19 protein-coding genes and 2 tRNA genes are annotated in these 19,145 nt (G+C 61.2%); 17 read left to right on the top strand and 4 right to left on the bottom strand.

Features of this window, described 5'->3' with window-relative positions:
• On the bottom strand, positions 1–175 hold a 175-nt coding region (locus tag NE850_RS02455; protein WP_171912471.1), incomplete at its 3' end, for an FAD-dependent oxidoreductase.
• Positions 176–363: 188 nt separating this feature from the next.
• Between NE850_RS02455 and NE850_RS02450 the strand changes: the two genes are divergently transcribed.
• Both NE850_RS02450 and NE850_RS02445 read left to right on the top strand, forming a co-directional pair.
• Entirely contained in the window at positions 364–1,140 is a 777-nt protein-coding gene (locus tag NE850_RS02450) for an SDR family oxidoreductase (protein ID WP_007181107.1), read from the top strand.
• Between the two features lie 185 nt (positions 1,141–1,325).
• Positions 1,326–1,757: a thioesterase family protein gene (locus tag NE850_RS02445; RefSeq protein ID WP_035517985.1), complete on the top strand. Its 432-nt coding sequence runs from the start codon at positions 1,326–1,328 to the stop codon at positions 1,755–1,757.
• Positions 1,758–1,813: 56 nt separating this feature from the next.
• Here the strand turns inward: NE850_RS02445 and NE850_RS02440 are convergent, their stop codons facing one another.
• Entirely contained in the window at positions 1,814–2,359 is a 546-nt protein-coding gene (locus NE850_RS02440) for a LuxR C-terminal-related transcriptional regulator (protein ID WP_007181109.1), read from the bottom strand.
• 259 nt (positions 2,360–2,618) lie between these two features.
• Between NE850_RS02440 and NE850_RS02435 the strand changes: the two genes are divergently transcribed.
• The 15 genes from NE850_RS02435 to NE850_RS02365 all read left to right on the top strand — a co-directional run bounded on the left by NE850_RS02435 (position 2,619) and on the right by NE850_RS02365 (position 16,549).
• Entirely contained in the window at positions 2,619–3,323 is a 705-nt protein-coding gene (locus NE850_RS02435) for a CoA transferase subunit A (RefSeq protein WP_007181110.1), read from the top strand.
• Between the two features lie 2 nt (positions 3,324–3,325).
• A complete protein-coding gene (locus NE850_RS02430; RefSeq protein WP_007181111.1) occupies positions 3,326–3,967 on the top strand; it encodes a CoA transferase subunit B in 642 nt (213 codons plus the stop codon).
• A gap of 312 nt (positions 3,968–4,279) precedes the next feature.
• A complete protein-coding gene (locus NE850_RS02425; protein ID WP_310698395.1) occupies positions 4,280–5,194 on the top strand; it encodes an alpha/beta hydrolase in 915 nt (304 codons plus the stop codon).
• Positions 5,195–5,277: 83 nt separating this feature from the next.
• Positions 5,278–5,631, top strand: coding sequence for a RidA family protein (locus tag NE850_RS02420; RefSeq protein ID WP_310698394.1), 354 nt, complete (start codon positions 5,278–5,280; stop codon positions 5,629–5,631).
• 60 nt (positions 5,632–5,691) lie between these two features.
• A complete protein-coding gene (locus NE850_RS02415) occupies positions 5,692–7,935 on the top strand; it encodes a bifunctional (p)ppGpp synthetase/guanosine-3',5'-bis(diphosphate) 3'-pyrophosphohydrolase (RefSeq protein WP_007181114.1) in 2,244 nt (747 codons plus the stop codon).
• A gap of 118 nt (positions 7,936–8,053) precedes the next feature.
• Positions 8,054–8,130, top strand: a tRNA-Val gene (locus tag NE850_RS02410).
• Positions 8,131–8,381: 251 nt separating this feature from the next.
• Positions 8,382–10,289, top strand: a complete 1,908-nt coding sequence (thrS, locus tag NE850_RS02405) for a threonine--tRNA ligase (RefSeq protein ID WP_165186656.1) — start codon at positions 8,382–8,384, stop codon at positions 10,287–10,289.
• A 49-nt stretch (positions 10,290–10,338) separates the two neighbouring features.
• Positions 10,339–10,863 (top strand): translation initiation factor IF-3, encoded by a 525-nt coding sequence (gene infC / locus NE850_RS02400; protein WP_084585254.1) that lies wholly within the window; start codon positions 10,339–10,341, stop codon positions 10,861–10,863.
• Positions 10,864–11,117: 254 nt separating this feature from the next.
• Positions 11,118–11,315 carry a 50S ribosomal protein L35 gene (rpmI, locus tag NE850_RS02395; RefSeq protein WP_006052501.1) on the top strand — a complete coding sequence of 66 codons (198 nt, stop codon included), beginning with the start codon at positions 11,118–11,120 and terminating at the stop codon, positions 11,313–11,315.
• 29 nt (positions 11,316–11,344) lie between these two features.
• On the top strand, positions 11,345–11,704 hold the full coding sequence (gene rplT, locus NE850_RS02390; protein ID WP_006052502.1) for a 50S ribosomal protein L20: 360 nt from the start codon (positions 11,345–11,347) through the stop codon (positions 11,702–11,704).
• 158 nt (positions 11,705–11,862) lie between these two features.
• Positions 11,863–12,876, top strand: coding sequence for a phenylalanine--tRNA ligase subunit alpha (gene pheS, locus NE850_RS02385; RefSeq protein ID WP_007181117.1), 1,014 nt, complete (start codon positions 11,863–11,865; stop codon positions 12,874–12,876).
• 157 nt (positions 12,877–13,033) lie between these two features.
• The gene (pheT, locus tag NE850_RS02380; RefSeq protein WP_007181118.1) at positions 13,034–15,469 is read left to right on the top strand and encodes a phenylalanine--tRNA ligase subunit beta; all 2,436 of its coding nucleotides are present in this window, start codon (positions 13,034–13,036) and stop codon (positions 15,467–15,469) included.
• 69 nt (positions 15,470–15,538) lie between these two features.
• Positions 15,539–15,949 carry an integration host factor subunit alpha gene (locus NE850_RS02375; RefSeq protein ID WP_007181119.1) on the top strand — a complete coding sequence of 137 codons (411 nt, stop codon included), beginning with the start codon at positions 15,539–15,541 and terminating at the stop codon, positions 15,947–15,949.
• Between the two features lie 46 nt (positions 15,950–15,995).
• Positions 15,996–16,409 carry a MerR family transcriptional regulator gene (locus NE850_RS02370; protein ID WP_007181120.1) on the top strand — a complete coding sequence of 138 codons (414 nt, stop codon included), beginning with the start codon at positions 15,996–15,998 and terminating at the stop codon, positions 16,407–16,409.
• A gap of 63 nt (positions 16,410–16,472) precedes the next feature.
• Positions 16,473–16,549: transfer RNA gene (locus NE850_RS02365), tRNA-Pro, on the top strand.
• 219 nt (positions 16,550–16,768) lie between these two features.
• On the opposite strand, the gene NE850_RS02360 is transcribed toward NE850_RS02365, so the two are convergent.
• Positions 16,769–17,899 carry an acyl-CoA dehydrogenase family protein gene (locus tag NE850_RS02360; protein WP_165186654.1) on the bottom strand — a complete coding sequence of 377 codons (1,131 nt, stop codon included), beginning with the start codon at positions 17,897–17,899 and terminating at the stop codon, positions 16,769–16,771.
• 12 nt (positions 17,900–17,911) lie between these two features.
• A complete protein-coding gene (locus NE850_RS02355; RefSeq protein ID WP_007181122.1) occupies positions 17,912–19,120 on the bottom strand; it encodes an acyl-CoA dehydrogenase family protein in 1,209 nt (402 codons plus the stop codon).
• Positions 19,121–19,145 lie beyond the last annotated feature (25 nt).

Below are 19,145 nucleotides of genomic sequence, written 5' to 3'. Positions count from 1 at the left end.
CGATCTCCGAGCCTTTTTCCAGTACGCACACGCCAATTTCAGCGCCTTGTTCCGCCGCCAGCTGCTTCAGGCGGATCGCCGCGGACAGCCCGGCCGGGCCGCCGCCGACGATCACGACGTCGTATTCCATCGACTCGCGCGGACCGTACTGCTCAATGAGACTTGCGGGGGTCATTGATGCTCCTCTTACCGTTAGAATGCTTTTTTCGGGTTCGTATTGTGGGTGATGCACTCCCGCACTGCAACCCGATGAGCAGACATTAGCACGATCGTTCTATTTACGTGATACGGTATCGACCCGCGTTGGCGGTCTTACCGCACCTGTCAACCGCATCTGCAAAAACAACCGAACAAGGAACGACAATGGGCCGTTCGATTAATCTGGAAGGCAAGGTTGCGCTGATCACCGGCGCTTCGAGCGGGTTGGGAAAGCGCTTTGCGCAAGTGTTGTCGCAGGCGGGCGCCAAGGTCGTGCTGGCGAGCCGCCGAACCGAGCGTCTGAAGGAATTGCGCGCCGAGATCGAGGCGTCCGGCGGCGCGGCGCACGTCGTGTCGCTCGACGTCACGGATTATCAGAGCATCAAGTCGGCCGTCGCCCATGCGGAAACCGAGGCCGGCACGATCGACATCCTGGTGAACAATTCGGGCGTGTCGACCACGCAGAAGCTCTCCGAGGTCACGCCCGCAGACTTCGAATACGTGTTCGATACCAACACGCGCGGCGCGTTCTTCGTCGCCCAGGAGGTCGCCAAGCGCATGATCATGCGCGGCAACAACGCGCAGAAACCGTCGTACCGGATCATCAATATCGCGTCGATGGCGGGCTTGCGCGTGCTGCCGCAGATCGGCCTTTACTCGATCAGCAAGGCGGCCGTCGTGCATATGACGAAAGCGATGGCGCTGGAGTGGGGCAAGCACGGCATCAACGTGAACGCAATCTGCCCCGGCTATATCGACACCGAGCTCAACCATCATCACTGGTCGACGGAGCAAGGGCAGAAGCTCGTGTCCATGTTGCCGCGTCATCGCGTCGGCAAACCGGACGACCTGGACGGGCTCCTGCTGCTGCTGGCAGCCGACGAATCGCAGTTCATCAACGGCTCGGTGATTGCCGCCGACGACGGATTCGGGCTCTCCTGAGCGCGTCACGGCGCGTCCGGTCCGCGCATTTCAGAGCGTGCAGGCCGGATTGGCGCCCATTCGAAGAAACTGTTTTACGCGTTTTGGCCTTTGCGCCGCTCGAGGGCGCGCGCTATGTTGCGATCTATCCCCGCGCCGGTTCGCGTGCCGGCTTCAACCTGGTTTCAATCCGATAAAGAAGTGCGATGAGCGATTTTCACGCTGTTTTTGAGATGTCGATGCCGATCCGCTGGGGCGATATGGACGCGTTCGGCCATGTGAACAACACGGTCTATTTCCGCTACATGGAGCAGGTGCGGATTTCCTGGTTCGAGCAGTTGGGTCTGGCCGGCAGCAATGCCGACGGACAGGGGCCGGTGATCGTCAATGCTTCGATGGAGTTTCTCAAGCAGCTGCACTATCCCGGCGACGTGATCGGCCGGATGACAGTGGCTACGCCCGGCCGCAGCAGCTTCGACACGGGGTTTGAACTCGTGCGCGCCGACGATCCGATTACCGTGTATGCGCGCGGCGCCGCACGCTGCGTGTGGATCGATTACGCGGCCGGCAAGTCGGTGCCAGTGCCTGACTTGCTGCGCGCAACCATCGAGCGCGCCGCGCTGGTGAAGGCAGCCTGAGCGGCGGTATTAGGCCGGCGGGCCCCGGCGCTCACCTGCGCGCGCGTTTCATTTCTTCAATGCCCGAGCAGGCGCTGCAATAGCTCCGTCGCGTTTCCCGTATCGTATTTGCGCATCAGCCGCGCGCGGTAGACATCCACCGTGCGCGGGCTGATATCCAGCACGCGGCCGATCTGTTTGCTGGTTTTCCCCGTGACCAGTTGCGCGGCGATTTCGCGTTCGCGCGGCGTCAGTTCGACCGCCACGCGCCGCGTCGCGCTCAAATCCTCGAAGGTCCAGACGCCCGCGGCGTGCGCATCGGCGCGTTCCTGCGCGCGGCCTGTCACATGGCACCAGAACAGTTCTCCGTTAGCCCGCTTCATGATGCGGTCGTCCGCGTAACTGCCTTGCGCGGTCATGATCGGTGGAATCCGCGCGCCGATCCGCTCGAATTCGTCCGTGGACGGGTACAGCACCTGGAACGACTGGCCGAGCAGCGACTCGCGCGTGCAGCCGAAAATCGACGCGAGCTCGTCATTGCAGTCTTCGATAATCCGTTCGCGCGACAGCACGAGTCCGATCGGAGCGAGGTGGAACGCTGTTTTGTAATCCAGTGCGGGCATGGGCTGGCGGCAAGTACTTATGTATTTTTGCGTATTGTGCCGTATGGCGCGCACGGCGTACTCTTTCGACCACACGATATCGCGGTGAAGTCATCCGCGGCAGGCATCTGCACGACGCGCAGGGAAACCTGGGCACACAGCCTGCCGGGGATGACTAGAATGACGTGTCGGGCTCGAGCCCGCAAAACGCCATACCAGCCGCAACGATCCGGCGGCCCGCGTTCGGGTTTCGGATTTCCATAAAGGAAGGGACAAACTGATGAACAAGGTCTATCCAGGCGCCGCCGAGGCGCTGAAAGACATCGTCAAGGACGGGCAGACGTTTGCCGTGGGCGGCTTCGGGCTGTGCGGCATTCCCGAGGCGCTGATCGGCGCACTGCGCGATTCGAACGTGCAGGGCATCACCTGTATCAGCAACAACGCGGGCGTCGACGGTTTCGGCCTCGGTCTGCTGCTCGAAACGCGTCAGGTCAAGAAGATGATCTCGTCGTATGTCGGCGAGAACAAGGAGTTCGAGCGCCAGTATCTGGCCGGCGAACTCGAGCTCGAATTCACGCCGCAAGGCACGCTCGCCGAGAAGCTGCGCGCGGGCGGTTCGGGCATTCCGGCGTTCTTCACCAATACCGGCTACGGCACGCTGATCGCCGAAGGCAAGGAAACCCGCCAGTTCGGCGAAAACCACTACGTGCTCGAACACTCGCTGACGGCCGACGTGGCGCTGGTCAAGGCGTGGAAGGCCGACAAATCGGGCAACCTGATCTACCGCCGCACCGCGCGCAACTTCAACCCCATGTGCGCGATGGCCGGCAAGATCACCGTCGCGGAAGTCGAAGAAATCGTCGAAGTGGGCGAACTCGATCCGGACGCGATCCATACGCCAGGCATCTTCGTGCAGCGCATCGTGCTCAATGCGCATCCGGAAAAACGCATCGAACAACGCGTCGTCCGCGCGAAAGGAGACTGATCATGGCATGGACTCGTGACGAAATGGCCGCGCGCGCGGCGAAGGAATTGCAGGACGGCTTTTATGTGAACCTCGGCATCGGCCTGCCTACGCTGGTAGCCAATCATGTGCCGGCGGGCGTCGAAGTGTGGCTGCAGTCGGAAAACGGTCTGCTCGGCATCGGCCCGTCGCCGACCGAAGAGGAAGTGGACGCCGACCTGATCAACGCCGGCAAGCAGACGGTGACCACGCTGCCGGGCTCGTCGATTTTTTCGTCGGCGGATTCGTTCGCGATGATTCGCGGCGGCCACATCAACCTGGCGATTCTGGGCGCGATGCAGATCAGCAAGAAGGGCGATCTGGCCAACTGGATGATCCCGGGCAAGATGATCAAGGGCATGGGCGGCGCGATGGACCTGGTCGCGGGCGTCAAGCGCGTGGTCGTGCTGATGGAGCACGTCGCGAAGGGCGACCAGCACAAGATTCTCGAAGAATGCACGCTGCCGCTCACGGGCGTGGGCGTGGTCGATCAGATCATTACCGACCTCGGCGTGATCGAAATCACGGAAGACGGTCTGAAGGTGACCGAACTGGCGCCGGGCGTGAGCGTCGAGGAAATCAAGGCGAAGACGGGCGCACCGCTCGACGTGAGCGCGGTGAGCTGAACGGCGTGCCGTGCGGCCGCCTGAAGCGGTCTGAAACGGTTGTGTAGGCCGTTTGCGTGAGCTGTTCTCGCGGCGGGTGGTCGCAGGCGGCGGCAAGGTGGTTCCCGGGCGGGCGAGGCGCGAGTCTCGCCCGCTTCCGTTTGTGTCGCGGATAGTTGTTCTACGGGGTGTCTTAGGCCGTCCTGGGCTGTCCTATGCCGTTCGGCCGACTCTTGTCGCGCGGCAAAGCGGTTTACAATCGTTCGAAGATTGGACGCTTATCCATCCTGCTGTGCCCAGGCCGAACCCTCAGCGCTTTCGCAAGGAACCCAGATGACCGCAACCACGTCCGCTTCCACCGCCGGGCGGCCCGCGCCGCGCCAACGCTATGTGCAGTGCGCGAGCGCCGGTGGCTTGCACCGCATCGCCTACACTGAGTGGGGCGACCCGGCCAATCCGCGCGTGCTGCTGTGCGTGCACGGCTTGACCCGTTCAGGGCGCGATTTCGACCGCCTCGCGGCGGAATTCGCCGGCACTTACCGCGTAGTTTGTCCGGATGTCGCGGGGCGGGGCTTGTCATCGTGGCTCGCCAACCCCAACTTCTATACGGTGCCGCAATACGTCGCCGATATGGTCACGTTGATCGCGCGCCTGAATGTCGAAACGGTCGACTGGTTCGGCACCTCGATGGGCGGCCTGATCGGACTCGCGCTCGCCGGCTTGCCGGAAACGCCGATTCGCAAGATGTTGTTGAACGACGTGGGTCCGCATCTGGAGCCGGCTGCGGTGCAGCGCATCGGCGATTATCTTGGCAATCCCGTGCGTTTCGAAACGCTGCAGCAAGGCATCGACTACGCAGCCTTGCTCGCGCAGACTTTCGGCCCGCTCACGCCGGACGAATGGCGTGAGATCAACACACCGCTTCTGCGCGAGCAGGACGGCGCGTGGCTGTTCCGCTACGACCCGCGTATCGCACAGCCCTTTACCACGACCACCGAGGAAGCAGCCAAACTCGGCGAGGCCGCGCTGTGGCATTCGCTGGCCTCTTTCCAGGGGGCGGTGCTGGTGGTGCGCGGCGAGCAATCCGATCTGCTCTCGCGTGAAACCGTCGCGAAGATGGTCGAGACCGGCCGCGCCGTATCGAGCACGGAGATCGCTGGCGTCGGACATGCGCCGGCGTTCCTGTCAGCCGAACAGATCGATATTGCAAGACGGTTCTTTATCGGACCGGCCGCCGACGCGTCATAATATGTGGCTCCGCCCGGCGCCCTTGACGGGGCGCGATGCGGAACGCATCTACGTTCAACTTCCAACCAACTTCAGGATCCTTCATGGCAGTCATTCGTCACCACGTCGGCAAGCGCCTCTCGGAAATTGCCGTTCACAACGGTACTGTGTATGTCGCGGGCCAGATCGCTGAAGACGCGGATCAGGACATCACCGGGCAGACTCGCGAAGTGCTTGCCCACATCGACCGTCTGCTGGGCGAAGTGAACAGCGACAAGTCGCATTTGCTGTCGGTGCAGATCTTCATCTCGGACATGGCGCATTTTGCCGGCATGAACGCCGTGTGGGACGAGTGGATCGCACCCGGCGCCACGCCGCCGCGCGCTACCGTCGAAGCGAAGCTCGCCAATCCGAAGTGCCTCGTCGAAGTCGTCGTGGTCGCCGCGCAGCGCAGCTAAGCCAGCCACATGCGTCGTTGAAATTCCGTTGATTTGTCCGGCCCGGTGGGCCACCGCACCATGAATACCGAAATCGTTACGAGCACGCCGAAGCCCCTGCCTTCTTTCGATGAAGCAATGGCGTTCGTGCGTGAACATGCGGGCGAGGTGCGGCTCTCGTCGGGCGAAATGCTGGCGGATCATGCGGCGGGTACGGCGTCGATCATGCGCACGCTCAACGTCGATCCGCCGGCGGTGCTGGCGGCGGCATTGTTTGCGCTGACGCCGCATCTGCAGGATCCGGAGCGTGTGATCGCCGACAACTTCGGCGAAGAAGTCGCGCAACTGGTCGGCGATGTGCGCAAGTTGCTGCGCCTTGGCACCGTGAGCTTGCGTGCCGCGCAGAATGCCATGCCCGAAGCCGGGCGCGACGCCCAGGCCGCGCGCCGCGCGCAGGTCGAGGCGCTGCGCAAGATGCTGCTCGCATTCGCGCAAGATATTCGAGTGGTGCTGATCCGGCTCGCGTCGCGCCTGCAATCGCTGCGTTATTACGCGGCGGCGAAAATCACGCCCTCGCCGGACGTGGCCCGCGAGACGCTCGATATCTATGCGCCTCTCGCCAACCGCCTGGGCATCTGGCAACTGAAGTGGGAGCTCGAAGATCTCGCGCTGCGCTTCGAAGAGCCGGTCACTTACAAGCGCATCGCCAAACTGCTCGACGAGAAACGCGTCGAGCGCGAGAGCTATGTCGCGCAGGCTATCGAGCGCCTGCAAAAGGAACTGGCCGCGGCGCATATTCGTGCAGAGGTGAGCGGCAGGCCGAAACACATCTACAGCATCTGGCGCAAGATGCGCGGCAAGGAACTGGACTTCGCCGAACTGTACGACGTGCGCGCCTTTCGGGTGATCGTGCCGGACATCAAGGATTGCTACACCGTGCTCGGCATTGTGCACAACCTGTGGCAACCGGTGCCGAAAGAGTTCGACGACTATATCTCGCGGCCGAAACCGAACGGCTATAAATCGCTGCACACGGTCGTGATCGGCGACGACGGCCGCGCGTTCGAAGTGCAGATCCGAACGCAGGAAATGCATCAGTTCGCCGAATACGGCGTGGCGGCACATTGGCGCTACAAGGAAGCGGGCGTGCGCGGGTACGGCGGCCAGTTCACCGCGAACGAGAAGTACGACGAGAAGATCGCGTGGCTGCGCCAATTGCTCGCGTGGAAAGACGAAGTCTCCGAGGGCGAGCACGGCGAGAAGCGTGCGGCGCAGCCATGGGAGCAACTGCGCCAGGCCACGCTCGACGACGACCATATCTATGTGCTGACGCCGCAGGCGCGGGTGATTCCGTTGCCGCACGGCGCAACGCCCGTCGATTTCGCGTACCACCTGCATAGCGAGCTGGGGCATCGCTGCCGCGGCGCGCGCGTGGATGGCGCAATGGTGCCGCTCAACACACCGCTGCAGAACGGTCAGACGGTCGAGATCGTCGCGGTCAAGGAGGGCGGCCCGTCGCGCGACTGGCTGAACCCGCAACTCGGCTATCTGCAAAGTCCGCGCGCGCGGCAAAAAGTGCGCGCGTGGTTCAACGCGGTCGAAGTGCAGGAACATATCGCGAGCGGCCGCGCGATGGTCGAAAAGACCTTGCAGCGCGAGGGCAAGACGTCGGTCAATCTGGATCAGCTCGCGGCCAAGCTTGGCTTCAAGACCACCGACGATCTGTTCTCGGTGGTGGGCAAGGAAGAATTCAGTTTGCGGCTCGTCGAGCAGGCGCTGCACGATGCGCCTCCGCCTGAGCCGGTGGTCGACGCGCCTGAGCAATTCGAAAAGCGCAGTAGTGGCGCGAGCGTAGCGCGCGGTGCGTCCACCGGCGTGCTGGTGGTCGGTGTCGACGCGTTGCTCACGCAACTCGCGCGCTGTTGCCGGCCGGCGCCGCCCGACGACATCTGCGGCTTTGTCACGCGTGGTAAAGGCATGTCGATTCACCGCAGCGATTGCGCGACGTTCCTGCGCATGGCCGAGCGGGCGCCCGAGCGAGTGCTGCAAACGGCGTGGTCGGCGGAGGTAATGAGCGGCCGCGGCCAGTCGGTCTATCCGGTCGATCTCTCGATCGAAGCCACGGACCGGCAGGGTTTGCTGCGCGATATTTCCGAAGTGTTCGCGCGTGAAAAGATGAACGTGATCGGCGTGAAGACGCAGACGCGGCGTAACGCTGCGTTCATGCAATTTACCGTCGAGGTATCGAACGCCGCGCAGATTCAGCGCGCGTGTACGCTGCTCGGTGAGGTGACGGGCGTGGTGCGTGCATCGCGCAGGAGTTGATGCTGTTGATAGGTGTGCGCGTCTCGTGGACATGTTCGAGTTCGCGAGTAGATATTTAAAGTCGATGCATAAAAGTACTTGCCAAGCGGTGTGGCGCTCCATATAATCTCGTTTCTTCAGGCTCGTAGCTCAGCTGGTTAGAGCACCACCTTGACATGGTGGGGGTCGTTGGTTCGAGTCCAATCGAGCCTACCAACGAAAGAGAAATTCCGGTTTCGCCGGGGTTTCGCAAACTGCAGTAAGCGCATTTGGCGCAAAAGGCGAATACGGTTATGACACCGCGAACGTTGACCGAAACTACTTCGGAGCGACGCTAGTCGAGGACCACTTTCGCCAATGTAGTTTGCAGGAAATGTGAATGCGGCCCCTCGAAAGCGGGGCCGCATTTTTTTTGGCTTGTTTGATGGTTGTATGTGCCGCCGCCGGTCGGCACCACGGAGAACGCAATGGTTTCGATACGTTTGCCTGACGGTTCTGTTCGACAGTACGAGCATCCGGTGACCGTCGCCGAAGTGGCCGCCTCGATCGGCCCCGGCCTCGCGAAGGCCGCGCTCGGCGGCAAGATCGACGGTGAGCTGGTCGATACGTCCGCGCTGATCGATCACGACGTGGCGCTTGCCATCGTCACCGAGAAAGACGCAGACGGTCTCGATATCATTCGCCACTCCACGGCGCACTTGCTCGCGTACGCGGTGAAGGATCTGTACCCGGAAGCGCAGGTCACGATCGGCCCGGTTATCGACAACGGTTTTTACTACGACTTCGCGTACAACCGTCCGTTCACGCCGGAAGATATCGAGAAGATCGAAAGGCGCATGCAGGAACTCGCGAAGAAAGACGAGCCGGTTTCGCGCCGCGTGGTGTCGCGTGACGAAGCGGTGGACTACTTCAAGAGCATCGGCGAAAAGTACAAGGCCGAGATCATCGAATCGATTCCCGCCACCGACGAGATCAAGCTGTACTCGCATGGCGGCTTCACGGATCTGTGCCGCGGCCCGCACGTGCCGTCCACCGGCAAGCTGAAAGTCTTCAAGCTGATGAAGGTCGCGGGTGCCTACTGGCGCGGCGATTCGAAGAACGAACAATTGCAGCGCATCTACGGCACGGCCTGGACGAAGAAGGAAGACCAGGAAGCGTACCTGCACATGCTCGAAGAGGCGGAAAAGCGCGACCACCGCAAGCTCGGCAAGCAACTCGATCTGTTCCACATGCAGGACGAGTCGCCGGGCATGGTGTTCTGGCATCCGCGTGGCTGGACGCTGTGGCAGCAGGTCGAGCAGTACATGCGCCGTCGCGTGAACGACGCGGGTTACCTCGAAATCAAGACGCCGATGATCATGGACCGCTCGCTCTGGGAAGCGTCGGGCCATTGGCAGAACTATCGTGAAAACATGTTCACGACGGAATCGGAAAAGCGCGATTACGCGATCAAGCCGATGAACTGCCCGGGTCACGTGCAGGTGTTCAACCACGGTCTGCGTTCGTATCGCGATCTGCCGCTGCGTTATGCGGAATTCGGCTCGTGCCACCGCAACGAATCGTCGGGCGCGCTGCATGGACTGATGCGCGTGCGCGGTTTCGTACAGGACGACGCGCACATTTTCTGTACCGAAGACCAGTTTATCAGCGAATCGATCGCGTTCAATACGCTGGCGATGAGCGTTTATAAGGATTTCGGTTTTGACAATGTCGAGATCAAGTTGTCGCTGCGCCCGGACGCGCGCGCCGGCACGGACGAGACGTGGGATCGCGCGGAGCAGGGTCTGCGCGAGGCGCTGACGGCCTGCGGTGTAACGTGGGAAGAACTGCCGGGCGAGGGCGCGTTTTACGGCCCGAAGGTCGAATACCACATCAGGGATGCGCTCGGCCGCTCGTGGCAGTGTGGCACGTTGCAGCTCGATATGGTGTTGCCGGAGCGCCTCGGCGCGGAATACGTAGCCGAAGACAATAGCCGCCGCCGGCCGATCATGCTGCACCGGGCAATTGTCGGATCAATGGAGCGTTTTCTCGGTATTCTGATCGAGCACCACGCTGGTGCAATGCCTGCGTGGCTCGCGCCAATGCAGGTCGTTGTGATGAATATCGCGGAAAGTCAGACCGAATATGCGCAGTCTTTAGCCCAATCGTTGCAAAAACAAGGGGTTAGAGTGGAGGCCGATTTGCGCAACGAGAAGATTAGCTATAAAATACGGGAGCACACGCTAGAGAAGGTGCCGTACCTGCTTGTGGTCGGCGACAAAGAGCGTGAAGCCCAAACGGTAGCCGTGCGTGCCCGTGGTGGTGTCGATCTGGGTGTGATGCCCCTCGATACCTTCATTGAGCGTCTGCGCCAGGATGTGCAGTCGTTCAATTGAGCCACTTGGCAGCCCGGCTCGTTTTTTTAATTTTTAGAGGAAACGTAACATCGCTACTGATAAGTCTGCGCACCGCATCAACGGTGAAATTACGGCACCCGAGGTGCGTCTGGTCGGGGTCGAGAACGAACCGCTCGGCATCGTGAAACTGGCTGATGCGTTCCGCATGTCGGAACAGCAAGATGTGGATCTGGTCGAAATCGCGCCCCAGGCGGTTCCACCGGTTTGCCGCTTGATGGACTACGGCAAGTTCAAGTACTCGGAAGCGAAGAAACAACACGAGGCCAAGCTCAAGCAGAAGGTCGTCCAGGTCAAGGAAGTCAAATTCCGACCGGGCACTGACGACGGTGATTACAACGTCAAGCTGCGCAACCTCATCCGCTTCCTCGAAGACGGCGACAAGACGAAAATCACGTTGCGTTTCCGTGGCCGCGAAATGGCCCACCAGGAAATCGGTATGCGCATGCTCGAGCGCCTGCGCACGGACCTCGACGAAGTCGGTCAGGTCGAGCAGATGCCGAAAATGGAAGGGCGCCAGATGATCATGGTGCTCGCTCCGAAGAAAAAGAAGTAACCGGCCGGAACAGCGGCGCGCCGTGTGGCGTGTGCTCCCGTCGTGAAAAGATTGAAACGGTGCGGCACCGGGTGTCCGGTGCGGTATCGGCAGGTTTCGGGGCGGCGCGTGTGTGACTAAATGCACGCCGCTTCCTGAAAAAGCGGCCGTCAGCGGTTCAGGCGGTCTGCATACCAAGTGGAGTGGGTTTCGAAGGGCGGGTAATGGCCAACTGGCCGACCGCACACCCATATCCATCAAATAATGGAGTTGTCATGCCGAAGATGAAGACCAAGAAGAGCGCTGCAAAGCGCTTCGTGGTGCGTCCGGGTGGTACCGTCAAGCGCGGTCAAGCCTTCAAGCGCCACATTCTTACCAAGAAAACCACCAAGAACAAACGCCATCTGCGCGGTTCGACGGCAGTTCATGATTCCGATCTGAACTCCGTACGCGCAATGCTGCCGTTCGCTTAACCCTTAACCGAAACTCATAGGAGCGAAACATGCCTCGAGTAAAACGTGGGGTTACCGCACGGGCCCGTCACAAGAAGATCATCAAGCTGGCCAAGGGTTACCGCGGCCGTCGCAATAACGTCTATCGCATCGCCAAGCAGGCGGTCATGCGCGCGGGCCAATACGCCTACCGCGATCGCCGCAACAAGAAGCGTGTGTTCCGTGCACTGTGGATCACGCGTATCAACGCGGCGGTGCGTCAGCACGACATGACGTACAGCGTGTTCATCAACGGCCTGAAGAAGGCTTCGATCGAACTCGACCGCAAGGTGCTGGCCGACATGGCTGTGTTCGACAAGGCTGCTTTTGCTGCGATCGTTCAGCAGGTGAAAGCCGCCGTTGCAGCCTGATTGCGCTTCTGGCAATTAAAACTGCGTGGTTCGTTGCAGCGAACATCCGGTAGTCTCGGTGACGTTGCAACAAAAACGGGGCTCCTCACCGAGCCCCGTTTTTGTTGGTAGAACCAGTTTTGCTTCGATTGAACACTGACGTTGAAATGATGGGATCAATGGATCTGGACCAGATTGTCGCCGACGCGCAAAAAGCCTTCGCAGAAGCCTCAGACGTCACCACCCTCGAGAACGAGAAAGCCCGCTTTCTCGGCAAATCGGGTGCGCTGACCGAGCTATTGAAGGGACTTGGCAAACTCGATCCCGAAACGCGCAAGACTGAAGGCGCACGGATCAACCTCGTCAAGCAACAAGTGGAAGCCGCGTTGACGGCCCGCCGTCAGGCTTTGGCCGACGCGTTGCTGAACCAGCGCCTCGCCGCTGAAGCCATCGACGTCACGCTGCCCGGCCGCGGCACCGGCGCAGGCAGCCTGCACCCGGTAATGCGCACCTGGGAGCGCGTCGAACAGATTTTCCGTACGATCGGATTCGACGTGGCCGACGGCCCCGAAATCGAAACCGACTGGTACAACTTCACCTCGCTGAACAGCCCGGAGAATCATCCGGCGCGTTCCATGCAGGACACCTTCTACGTCGACGGTAAGGATGCCGACGGCCGCCAACTGCTGCTGCGCACGCACACCAGCCCGATGCAGGTTCGCTACGCCCGCACCAACACGCCGCCCATCAAGGTGATCGTGCCGGGCCGCACGTACCGCGTGGACAGCGACGCGACGCACTCGCCGATGTTCAACCAGGTCGAAGGCCTGTGGATCGACGAGAACATCAGCTTCGCGGACCTGAAGGGCGTCTACACCGACTTCCTCAAGAAATTCTTCGAGCGCGACGATATTCTGGTGCGCTTCCGTCCGTCGTACTTTCCGTTCACCGAACCGTCGGCTGAGATCGACATGTTGTTCGAAACGGGCAAGAACGCCGGCAAGTGGCTCGAAATTTCGGGCTCGGGCCAGGTTCACCCCACGGTGATCCGCAACATGGGCCTCGACCCCGAGCGTTACATCGGCTTTGCTTTCGGCAGCGGCCTCGAGCGGCTCACCATGTTGCGTTACGGCGTGCAGGACCTGCGACTGTTCTTCGAAAACGACTTGCGTTTCCTGCGTCAATTCGCGTGAACCGGCGCGTGCGAACGCGACAAGCATAGAGCGCGGCAACGCACGCAGTGCATGCCGCCACAGCGTCCCCGGCAGAGCCTGATGATTCACACGAACATCGAGTCATGCAAAGCACTGCCGGACATGGACCTAACCTGATCAGAACGTACAAAGAACCATGCAATTCCCGGAATCCTGGCTGAGAACCTTTGTCGATCCGCAACTGACGACCGACGAACTGTCGCACGCGTTGACGATGGCGGGTCTCGAAGTCGAAGACCTGCGGCCGGCCGCGCCGCCGACCTCGAAGATCGTCGTTGGCCAGGTGCTGGAAGTCGTCAAGCACCCGGATGCCGACAAGCTCAACGTGTGTCAGGTGGACGCCGGCACGGGCGCGACACTGAACATCGTGTGCGGCGCGCCGAACGTGGCGCCGGGCATCAAGGTGCCGGTCGCGCTGGTCGGCGCGCAACTGCCGCCGGCTGAAGAAGGCGGTGCGCCGTTCGCGATCAGGCTCTCCAAGCTGCGCGGCGTGGAAAGCCAGGGCATGTTGTGCTCGGCACGCGAACTCAAGCTCTCGGAAGATCATAGCGGCCTGCTGATCCTGCCGGAAGATACGCCGATCGGCCAGGACATCCGCGAAACGCTCAATCTCGACGACACCGTGTTCGAGATCAAGCTGACGCCGAACAAGGCGGACTGCCTGTCGGTGTTCGGCGTGGCGCGCGAGACCTCGGCGATTACCGGCGCGCCGCTGCGCCCGCTCGAAATCAAACCGGTTGAAGTGAAGCTCAACGAGACGCTGCCTGTCAAAATCTCGGCGCCCGATCTGTGCGGCCGCTTCTCGGGTCGCGTGATCCGCGGCGTGAATGCGCGTGCAAAATCACCGCAATGGATGGTCGAGCGCCTCGAGCGTTCGGGGCAGCGCAGCATCTCCGCGCTCGTGGATATCTCGAACTATGTGATGCTCGAGTTGGGCCGTCCGTCGCACGTGTTCGATCTCGACAAGATCCACGGCGGCATGGACGTACGCTGGGGCCGCAAGGGCGAAACGCTCAAGCTGCTGAACGGCAACACCGTCGAGCTCGATGAAACGGTCGGCGTGATCGCCGACGAGCAGCATATCGAAAGTCTCGCGGGCATTATGGGCGGCGACAGCACGGCCGTCACGCTCGACACCGCCAACATCTATCTCGAAGCCGCTTTCTGGTGGCCCGATAGCATTCGCGGGCGCTCGCGCAAATACAACTTCTCGACCGACGCCGGCCATCGCTTCGAGCGCGGCGTGGACTATGCGACCACCGTCGAGCATATCGAACGCATCACGCAACTGATCCTCGACATCTGCGGCGGCGAAGCCGGCCCGGTCGACGATCAGATCGTCAATGTGCCGAAGCGCGAGCCCGTGAAAATGCGCGTTTCGCGTGCGAATCGCATCATCGGCATCGAGATCGGCGCGGACGAAATCGCGCAGATTTTCACGCGCCTCGGCCTGTCGTTCGAGCGCGGTGACGATACGTTCTCGGTGATGCCGCCGTCGTATCGTTTCGATATCGAAATCGAAGAAGACCTGATCGAAGAAGTCGCGCGTATTTACGGCTTCGAGAAAATTCCGGCGCGGCCGCCGGTCGCGACCAGCGAAATGCGCGCGACCAACGAAACGCAGCGTTCGATCCACGTGATCCGTCACGCGCTCGCCGCGCGCGACTACGCGGAAACGGTGAACTTCAGTTTCGTCGATGCCGAGTGGGAGCAGGACTTCGCCGGTAATGACAAGCCGGTGCGTCTGCTGAATCCGATTGCAAGCCAGTTGTCGGTGATGCGCACCACGCTTTTTGGCAGCCTGATTCACGTGCTGCGCACGAACCTGAACCGCCGCGCCGCGGATCGCGTGCGCGTGTTCGAAGCTGGCCGCGTGTTCCTGCACGATCCCTCGATCAAGGCCGGTGAGCTGACGGTCGAAGGCTTCGCGCAGCCGAAGATGATCGGCGGCCTCGCATACGGTCCCGCGCTCGACGAGCAGTGGGGCGCGGCGACGCGCACGGTCGACTACTTCGACGTGAAGGGCGATCTGGAATCCATACTGGCGCCGGCGGTCGCGCGTTTCGTCAAAGCGGAACATCCGGCATTGCATCCGGGACGCAGTGCGCGTATCGAACTGAATGGCCGCGCAGTTGGCTGGATTGGTGAATTGCATCCGCGCTGGATGCAGAAATATGATTTGCCGCATGCGCCGATTCTGTTTGAAATCGAAGCAGAGGCATTAATGCAGCGCGTATTGCCTACTCCGGCGGAAGTGTCTAAATTTCCGCCTGTGCGTCGTGATATTGCCGTGGTCGTCGATCAGAAAATCGAGGTTCAGGCACTGCTCGACGAGCTTCAGAAAGCCCAGTCCGAACCCGCGTGCAAGACTGTTCAGAAGGTTGCGCTTTTCGACGAATTCCGTCCAAAATCAAACACTTCCGGTGGTCTGGCTGCTCATGAGAAAAGCCTTGCGTTCCGTGTAACCTTGCAAGATACTGGTGGAACCCTTCAGGACGAAACGGTCGAACTGGCTATTCAAACTCTGGTGGAACGTCTGGCTCGAGTATATGGCGCACGGCTGCGCGGATAACCCGCATTTAACAATTGCACGGCTGTTTCCGCATCTTTTGTTTTTTGCTTGGCGCGCCATTTGATAGATATGAATGAAATGAACTCGAGTGATTTCGAAGCCCTTCTTACGGCGCAACGCAGCGCCATGATTCGCGATATTCCGACATCACCCGCCGTCGTTTCCGCTGAAACGCCGACACTCACCAAGGCGGAACTTGCCGAGTTGCTGTTCGACAATGTCGGGCTCAACAAGCGGGAAGCGAAAGACATGGTCGAAGCGTTTTTCGAGGTGATCCGCGATGCGCTGGAGAGTGGCGACAGCGTGAAGCTGTCGGGGTTCGGCAACTTCCAGTTGCGCGACAAGCCCCAGCGTCCCGGCAGAAACCCGAAGACCGGCGAGGCGATTCCGATCGCCGCGCGCCGCGTTGTGACGTTCCATGCAAGTCAAAAGCTGAAAGCGCTGGTCGAGAACGGCGCTGAAGCGAGTTTCACGCGCTGATCGACTGGCGCGTTCCTGCGCAACCCACCACGACGGCTAACTGACGATGACAGCGGCGATCGAAAAAGTCGTCTTGCCTCCGATTCCGGCGAAGCGCTACTTCACGATTGGTGAGGTCAGCGAACTATGCGGCGTGAAACCGCATGTGCTGCGCTACTGGGAGCAGGAGTTCACGCAGTTGAGGCCGGTCAAGCGGCGTGGCAATCGCCGGTATTACCAGCATCACGAGGTGTTGTTGATCCGGCGGATTCGTGAGCTGTTGTATGAACAGGGCTTCACGATCAACGGTGCGCGTAATCGGCTCGATTCGCATGGCGGTGGCGCACACGCAGTGCCGGCCGACGTGGTCGACGAGCGCGAAGGCGCTGCGATACCGGCGACGACCACGACCGCAGCCACAGTAGACGTCGAGCAGTTGCGCAAGGAATTGCTGAAGGTGATCGATTTGTTGAGCCATTAGTCTCCTTTGTTAACACGAAGCGGTTCTAATCGAATGAAGTGTCTGTTATAATTTTGTGCTGTTCGGGGCGTAGCGCAGCCTGGTAGCGTACCTGCATGGGGTGCAGGTGGTCGGAGGTTCAAATCCTCTCGCCCCGACCAAAGAAATCAATGCCTTACAAGCAATGCTTGTAAGGCATTTTTCGTTTTCAATGCAACGATCGCGCGACGCCACGGGTGCAATGATCGAGCGCAAGAAACAGCGTGTCGGCCTTGAACCATAAATCGGGGCGCGAAATTGCCACTGCGCGTGAGAGCGAAAATCCCAGTGCGATCAGAACGCCCAAACTGCGTTCACCGTCCGGCTGTCGCGCGTCGCGCTTATTCTCGCCCCAGCGCGATAAACCGTTCGAGATGGTGGTCCTCATCGCCGAGTTGATGATCGATCATCACGAGGCGCTTTGCGTAGTGAGCGAGCGGCAGTTCCCACGTCATGCCGATTCCTCCGTGCAACTGGATGCACTCCTCCGCGACCCGCGCGCCGATCCTGCCGATACTGTATTTGGCCGCCGACACCGCACGCTCCCGCAGCCTGCGTTCGGCGCCAAGCGCCGCGGCTGCGTTGATCACCGCCGAGCGAGCCTGCTCGATTTCGAGCATCAGGTCGGCCATGCGATGCTGCAACGCCTGAAAGCTGCCGATCGGCACGCCAAATTGTTTGCGCGTGCGCAGATACTCCAGCGTATGGTCTTTCGCGACATCCATCGCGCCGACGGCTTCGGAACACAAGGCCAGTACGCCGCAGCCAACGGCGTATTCCAGTGGCGCGAAGCCCGCGCCTGCTGAGCCGAGCAGTGCATCGTCGCCGAGCGCGACGTTGTCGAACGTTAATTCGGCCGCGCGCCCGCCGTCGATCTTGCGGTAACCGCGCACGCTCACGCCTGCCGCATCGCGCGGCACGAGAAAGAGCGTCACGCCTGCTTCTTCATCGTTATCGCCGTGCGTGCGCGCCGAGACCAGAAAGAGCGAAGCGTGCTCACCGTGCTGAACCACGGCCTTCGCGCCGTTCAGCCGCCACGCGTCGCCGCTGCGCTGCGCGCGCGTCGTCACGCGGGCCAGTTCGTAGTGGCCGTCGGGTTCGCCGTGCGCGAGAGCAACGATCCGCGAGCCGTCGATCAATTCACCGAGCGCGGCTTTCTGCGCCGCGTTGCCGCTCTGCGCAAGAGCGCGGCCGACAATCAGCGTATCCAGAAACGGCTCGACCACGAGGCCGCGTCCGAGGCTCTCGAACACCACGGCGATATCGAAGCCGCCGCCGCCAAAACCGCCGTCAGCTTCGTCGAACAGTGCGCCGATAATGCCGAGTTCGGCAAAACGGTTCCACAGTTCGCTGCTATAGCCTTCTGCCGAACACGCGATCCGCTCGCGCGTCTCGAAGCCGTATTGCTCGCTGACAAAACGATTGAGCGTATCCGCCAGCATGCGGCGGTCTTCGGTGTGCTGGAAATTCATGACGTGCGCCTCTTACAGTCCCAGGATCATTTTGGAAATGATGTTCTTCTGGATTTCGTTCGAGCCGCCAAAGATCGACAGCTTGCGATTATTGAAGTAAAGCGAAGCGGCGCTCGCGGCTTCCTCGGGGCCGACCGGTGTGCCTTCGAAGCCGTCTTGCAACGCTTCCTCGACGAACGGCTGCGCGTACGGACCCATTGCGCGGCGCGTGAGCGACGAGATTTCCTGACGGATCTCCGTGCCGCGAATCTTCAGCATCGAACTTTCGGCTCCGGGCACGCCGCCGCCGGCCACCGCCGCGATCACGCGCAGGTTGGTGGTCTTCATGTTCTCCAGATCGATCTCGACACGCGCCATGCGCGCCGCGAACGCGGGATCCTCCACGAGCGGCCGGCCATTGCGCCGCTGTTTCGCGGCGATCTTGCGCAGTCGATTGAACGCGGCCACGGAAAAACCGACGCCCGCGATATTGGTGCGCTCATACGTGAGCAGATACTTGGCGTAAGTCCAGCCTTTATTCTCTTCGCCGACCAGGTTCTCGACCGGCACGCGCACGTCGGTGAAGAACACCTCGTTGACTTCGTGCTCGCCGTCGAGCGTGATGATCGGACGCACTTCGACGCCCGGCGTCTTCATGTCGATCAGCAGAAAGCTGATGCCTTCCTGTTTGCGCACGTCGGTAGCGCTGCGCACGAGACAGAAAATCATGTTCGCGTAGTGGCCGAGCGTGGTCCACGTCTTCTGTCCGTTGACGATGTAATGCTCGCCCTGCGCATCCGTGCCGCGCACCGCGGAAGTTTTGACCGAGGCGAGATCGGAGCCGGCGCCCGGTTCCGAATAGCCCTGGCACCACCAGTCCGAGCCGTCGAGAATACGCGGCAGCCAATGGCGTTTTTGCGCTTCGCTACCGTATTTGATCAGCACCGGGCCGAGCATATTGACGCCGAACGGCACCACGCGCGGCGCGCCGGCCAGCGCGCATTCGTTTTCGAAGATGAATTTCTGCACCGCGTTCCAACCCGGTCCGCCGTACTCTTTCGGCCAGTGATTGGCGAGCCAGCCTTGCGCGTTGAGAATGGCGTGCCAGCCGGCCATGTCGTCGCGCGTCAGACGGCGGCCGCCGTGCACCTTGTCGGCGAGTCGTGGTGGCAGCTTGTCACGCAGGAAGGCCTGCACGTCGGCGCGGAAGGCTTCTTCCTCGGGAGTGAAGTTCAGATCCATGACGGTTTTTCCGGATAGAGTGGGC

This window comes from Paraburkholderia sp. USG1, assembly GCF_031570135.1.
GTDB lineage: Bacteria > Pseudomonadota > Gammaproteobacteria > Burkholderiales > Burkholderiaceae > Paraburkholderia > Paraburkholderia dioscoreae.
The sequence above is the reverse complement of the archived record's forward strand: the minus strand, read 5'-3'. Positions and strand labels throughout refer to the sequence as shown.

Bases quoted from the DNA above. Each gene is read 5' to 3' on its own strand.
- NE850_RS02355 (WP_007181122.1), bottom strand. From the start codon at position 19,120: ATGGATCTGAACTTCACTCCCGAGGAAGAAGCCTTCCGCGCCGACGTG.
- NE850_RS02420 (WP_310698394.1), top strand. From the start codon at position 5,278: ATGGCAGTCATTCGTCACCACGTCGGCAAGCGCCTCTCGGAAATTGCC.
- NE850_RS02435 (WP_007181110.1), top strand. From the start codon at position 2,619: ATGAACAAGGTCTATCCAGGCGCCGCCGAGGCGCTGAAAGACATCGTC.
- NE850_RS02440 (WP_007181109.1), bottom strand. From the start codon at position 2,359: ATGCCCGCACTGGATTACAAAACAGCGTTCCACCTCGCTCCGATCGGA.
- NE850_RS02370 (WP_007181120.1), top strand. From the start codon at position 15,996: ATGACAGCGGCGATCGAAAAAGTCGTCTTGCCTCCGATTCCGGCGAAG.
- pheT (WP_007181118.1), top strand. From the start codon at position 13,034: ATGCAATTCCCGGAATCCTGGCTGAGAACCTTTGTCGATCCGCAACTG.
- NE850_RS02450 (WP_007181107.1), top strand. From the start codon at position 364: ATGGGCCGTTCGATTAATCTGGAAGGCAAGGTTGCGCTGATCACCGGC.
- rpmI (WP_006052501.1), top strand. From the start codon at position 11,118: ATGCCGAAGATGAAGACCAAGAAGAGCGCTGCAAAGCGCTTCGTGGTG.
- NE850_RS02360 (WP_165186654.1), bottom strand. From the start codon at position 17,899: ATGAATTTCCAGCACACCGAAGACCGCCGCATGCTGGCGGATACGCTC.
- NE850_RS02445 (WP_035517985.1), top strand. From the start codon at position 1,326: ATGAGCGATTTTCACGCTGTTTTTGAGATGTCGATGCCGATCCGCTGG.
- pheS (WP_007181117.1), top strand. From the start codon at position 11,863: ATGGATCTGGACCAGATTGTCGCCGACGCGCAAAAAGCCTTCGCAGAA.
- thrS (WP_165186656.1), top strand. From the start codon at position 8,382: ATGGTTTCGATACGTTTGCCTGACGGTTCTGTTCGACAGTACGAGCAT.
- NE850_RS02415 (WP_007181114.1), top strand. From the start codon at position 5,692: ATGAATACCGAAATCGTTACGAGCACGCCGAAGCCCCTGCCTTCTTTC.
- NE850_RS02375 (WP_007181119.1), top strand. From the start codon at position 15,539: ATGAATGAAATGAACTCGAGTGATTTCGAAGCCCTTCTTACGGCGCAA.
- rplT (WP_006052502.1), top strand. From the start codon at position 11,345: ATGCCTCGAGTAAAACGTGGGGTTACCGCACGGGCCCGTCACAAGAAG.
- NE850_RS02425 (WP_310698395.1), top strand. From the start codon at position 4,280: ATGACCGCAACCACGTCCGCTTCCACCGCCGGGCGGCCCGCGCCGCGC.
- NE850_RS02430 (WP_007181111.1), top strand. From the start codon at position 3,326: ATGGCATGGACTCGTGACGAAATGGCCGCGCGCGCGGCGAAGGAATTG.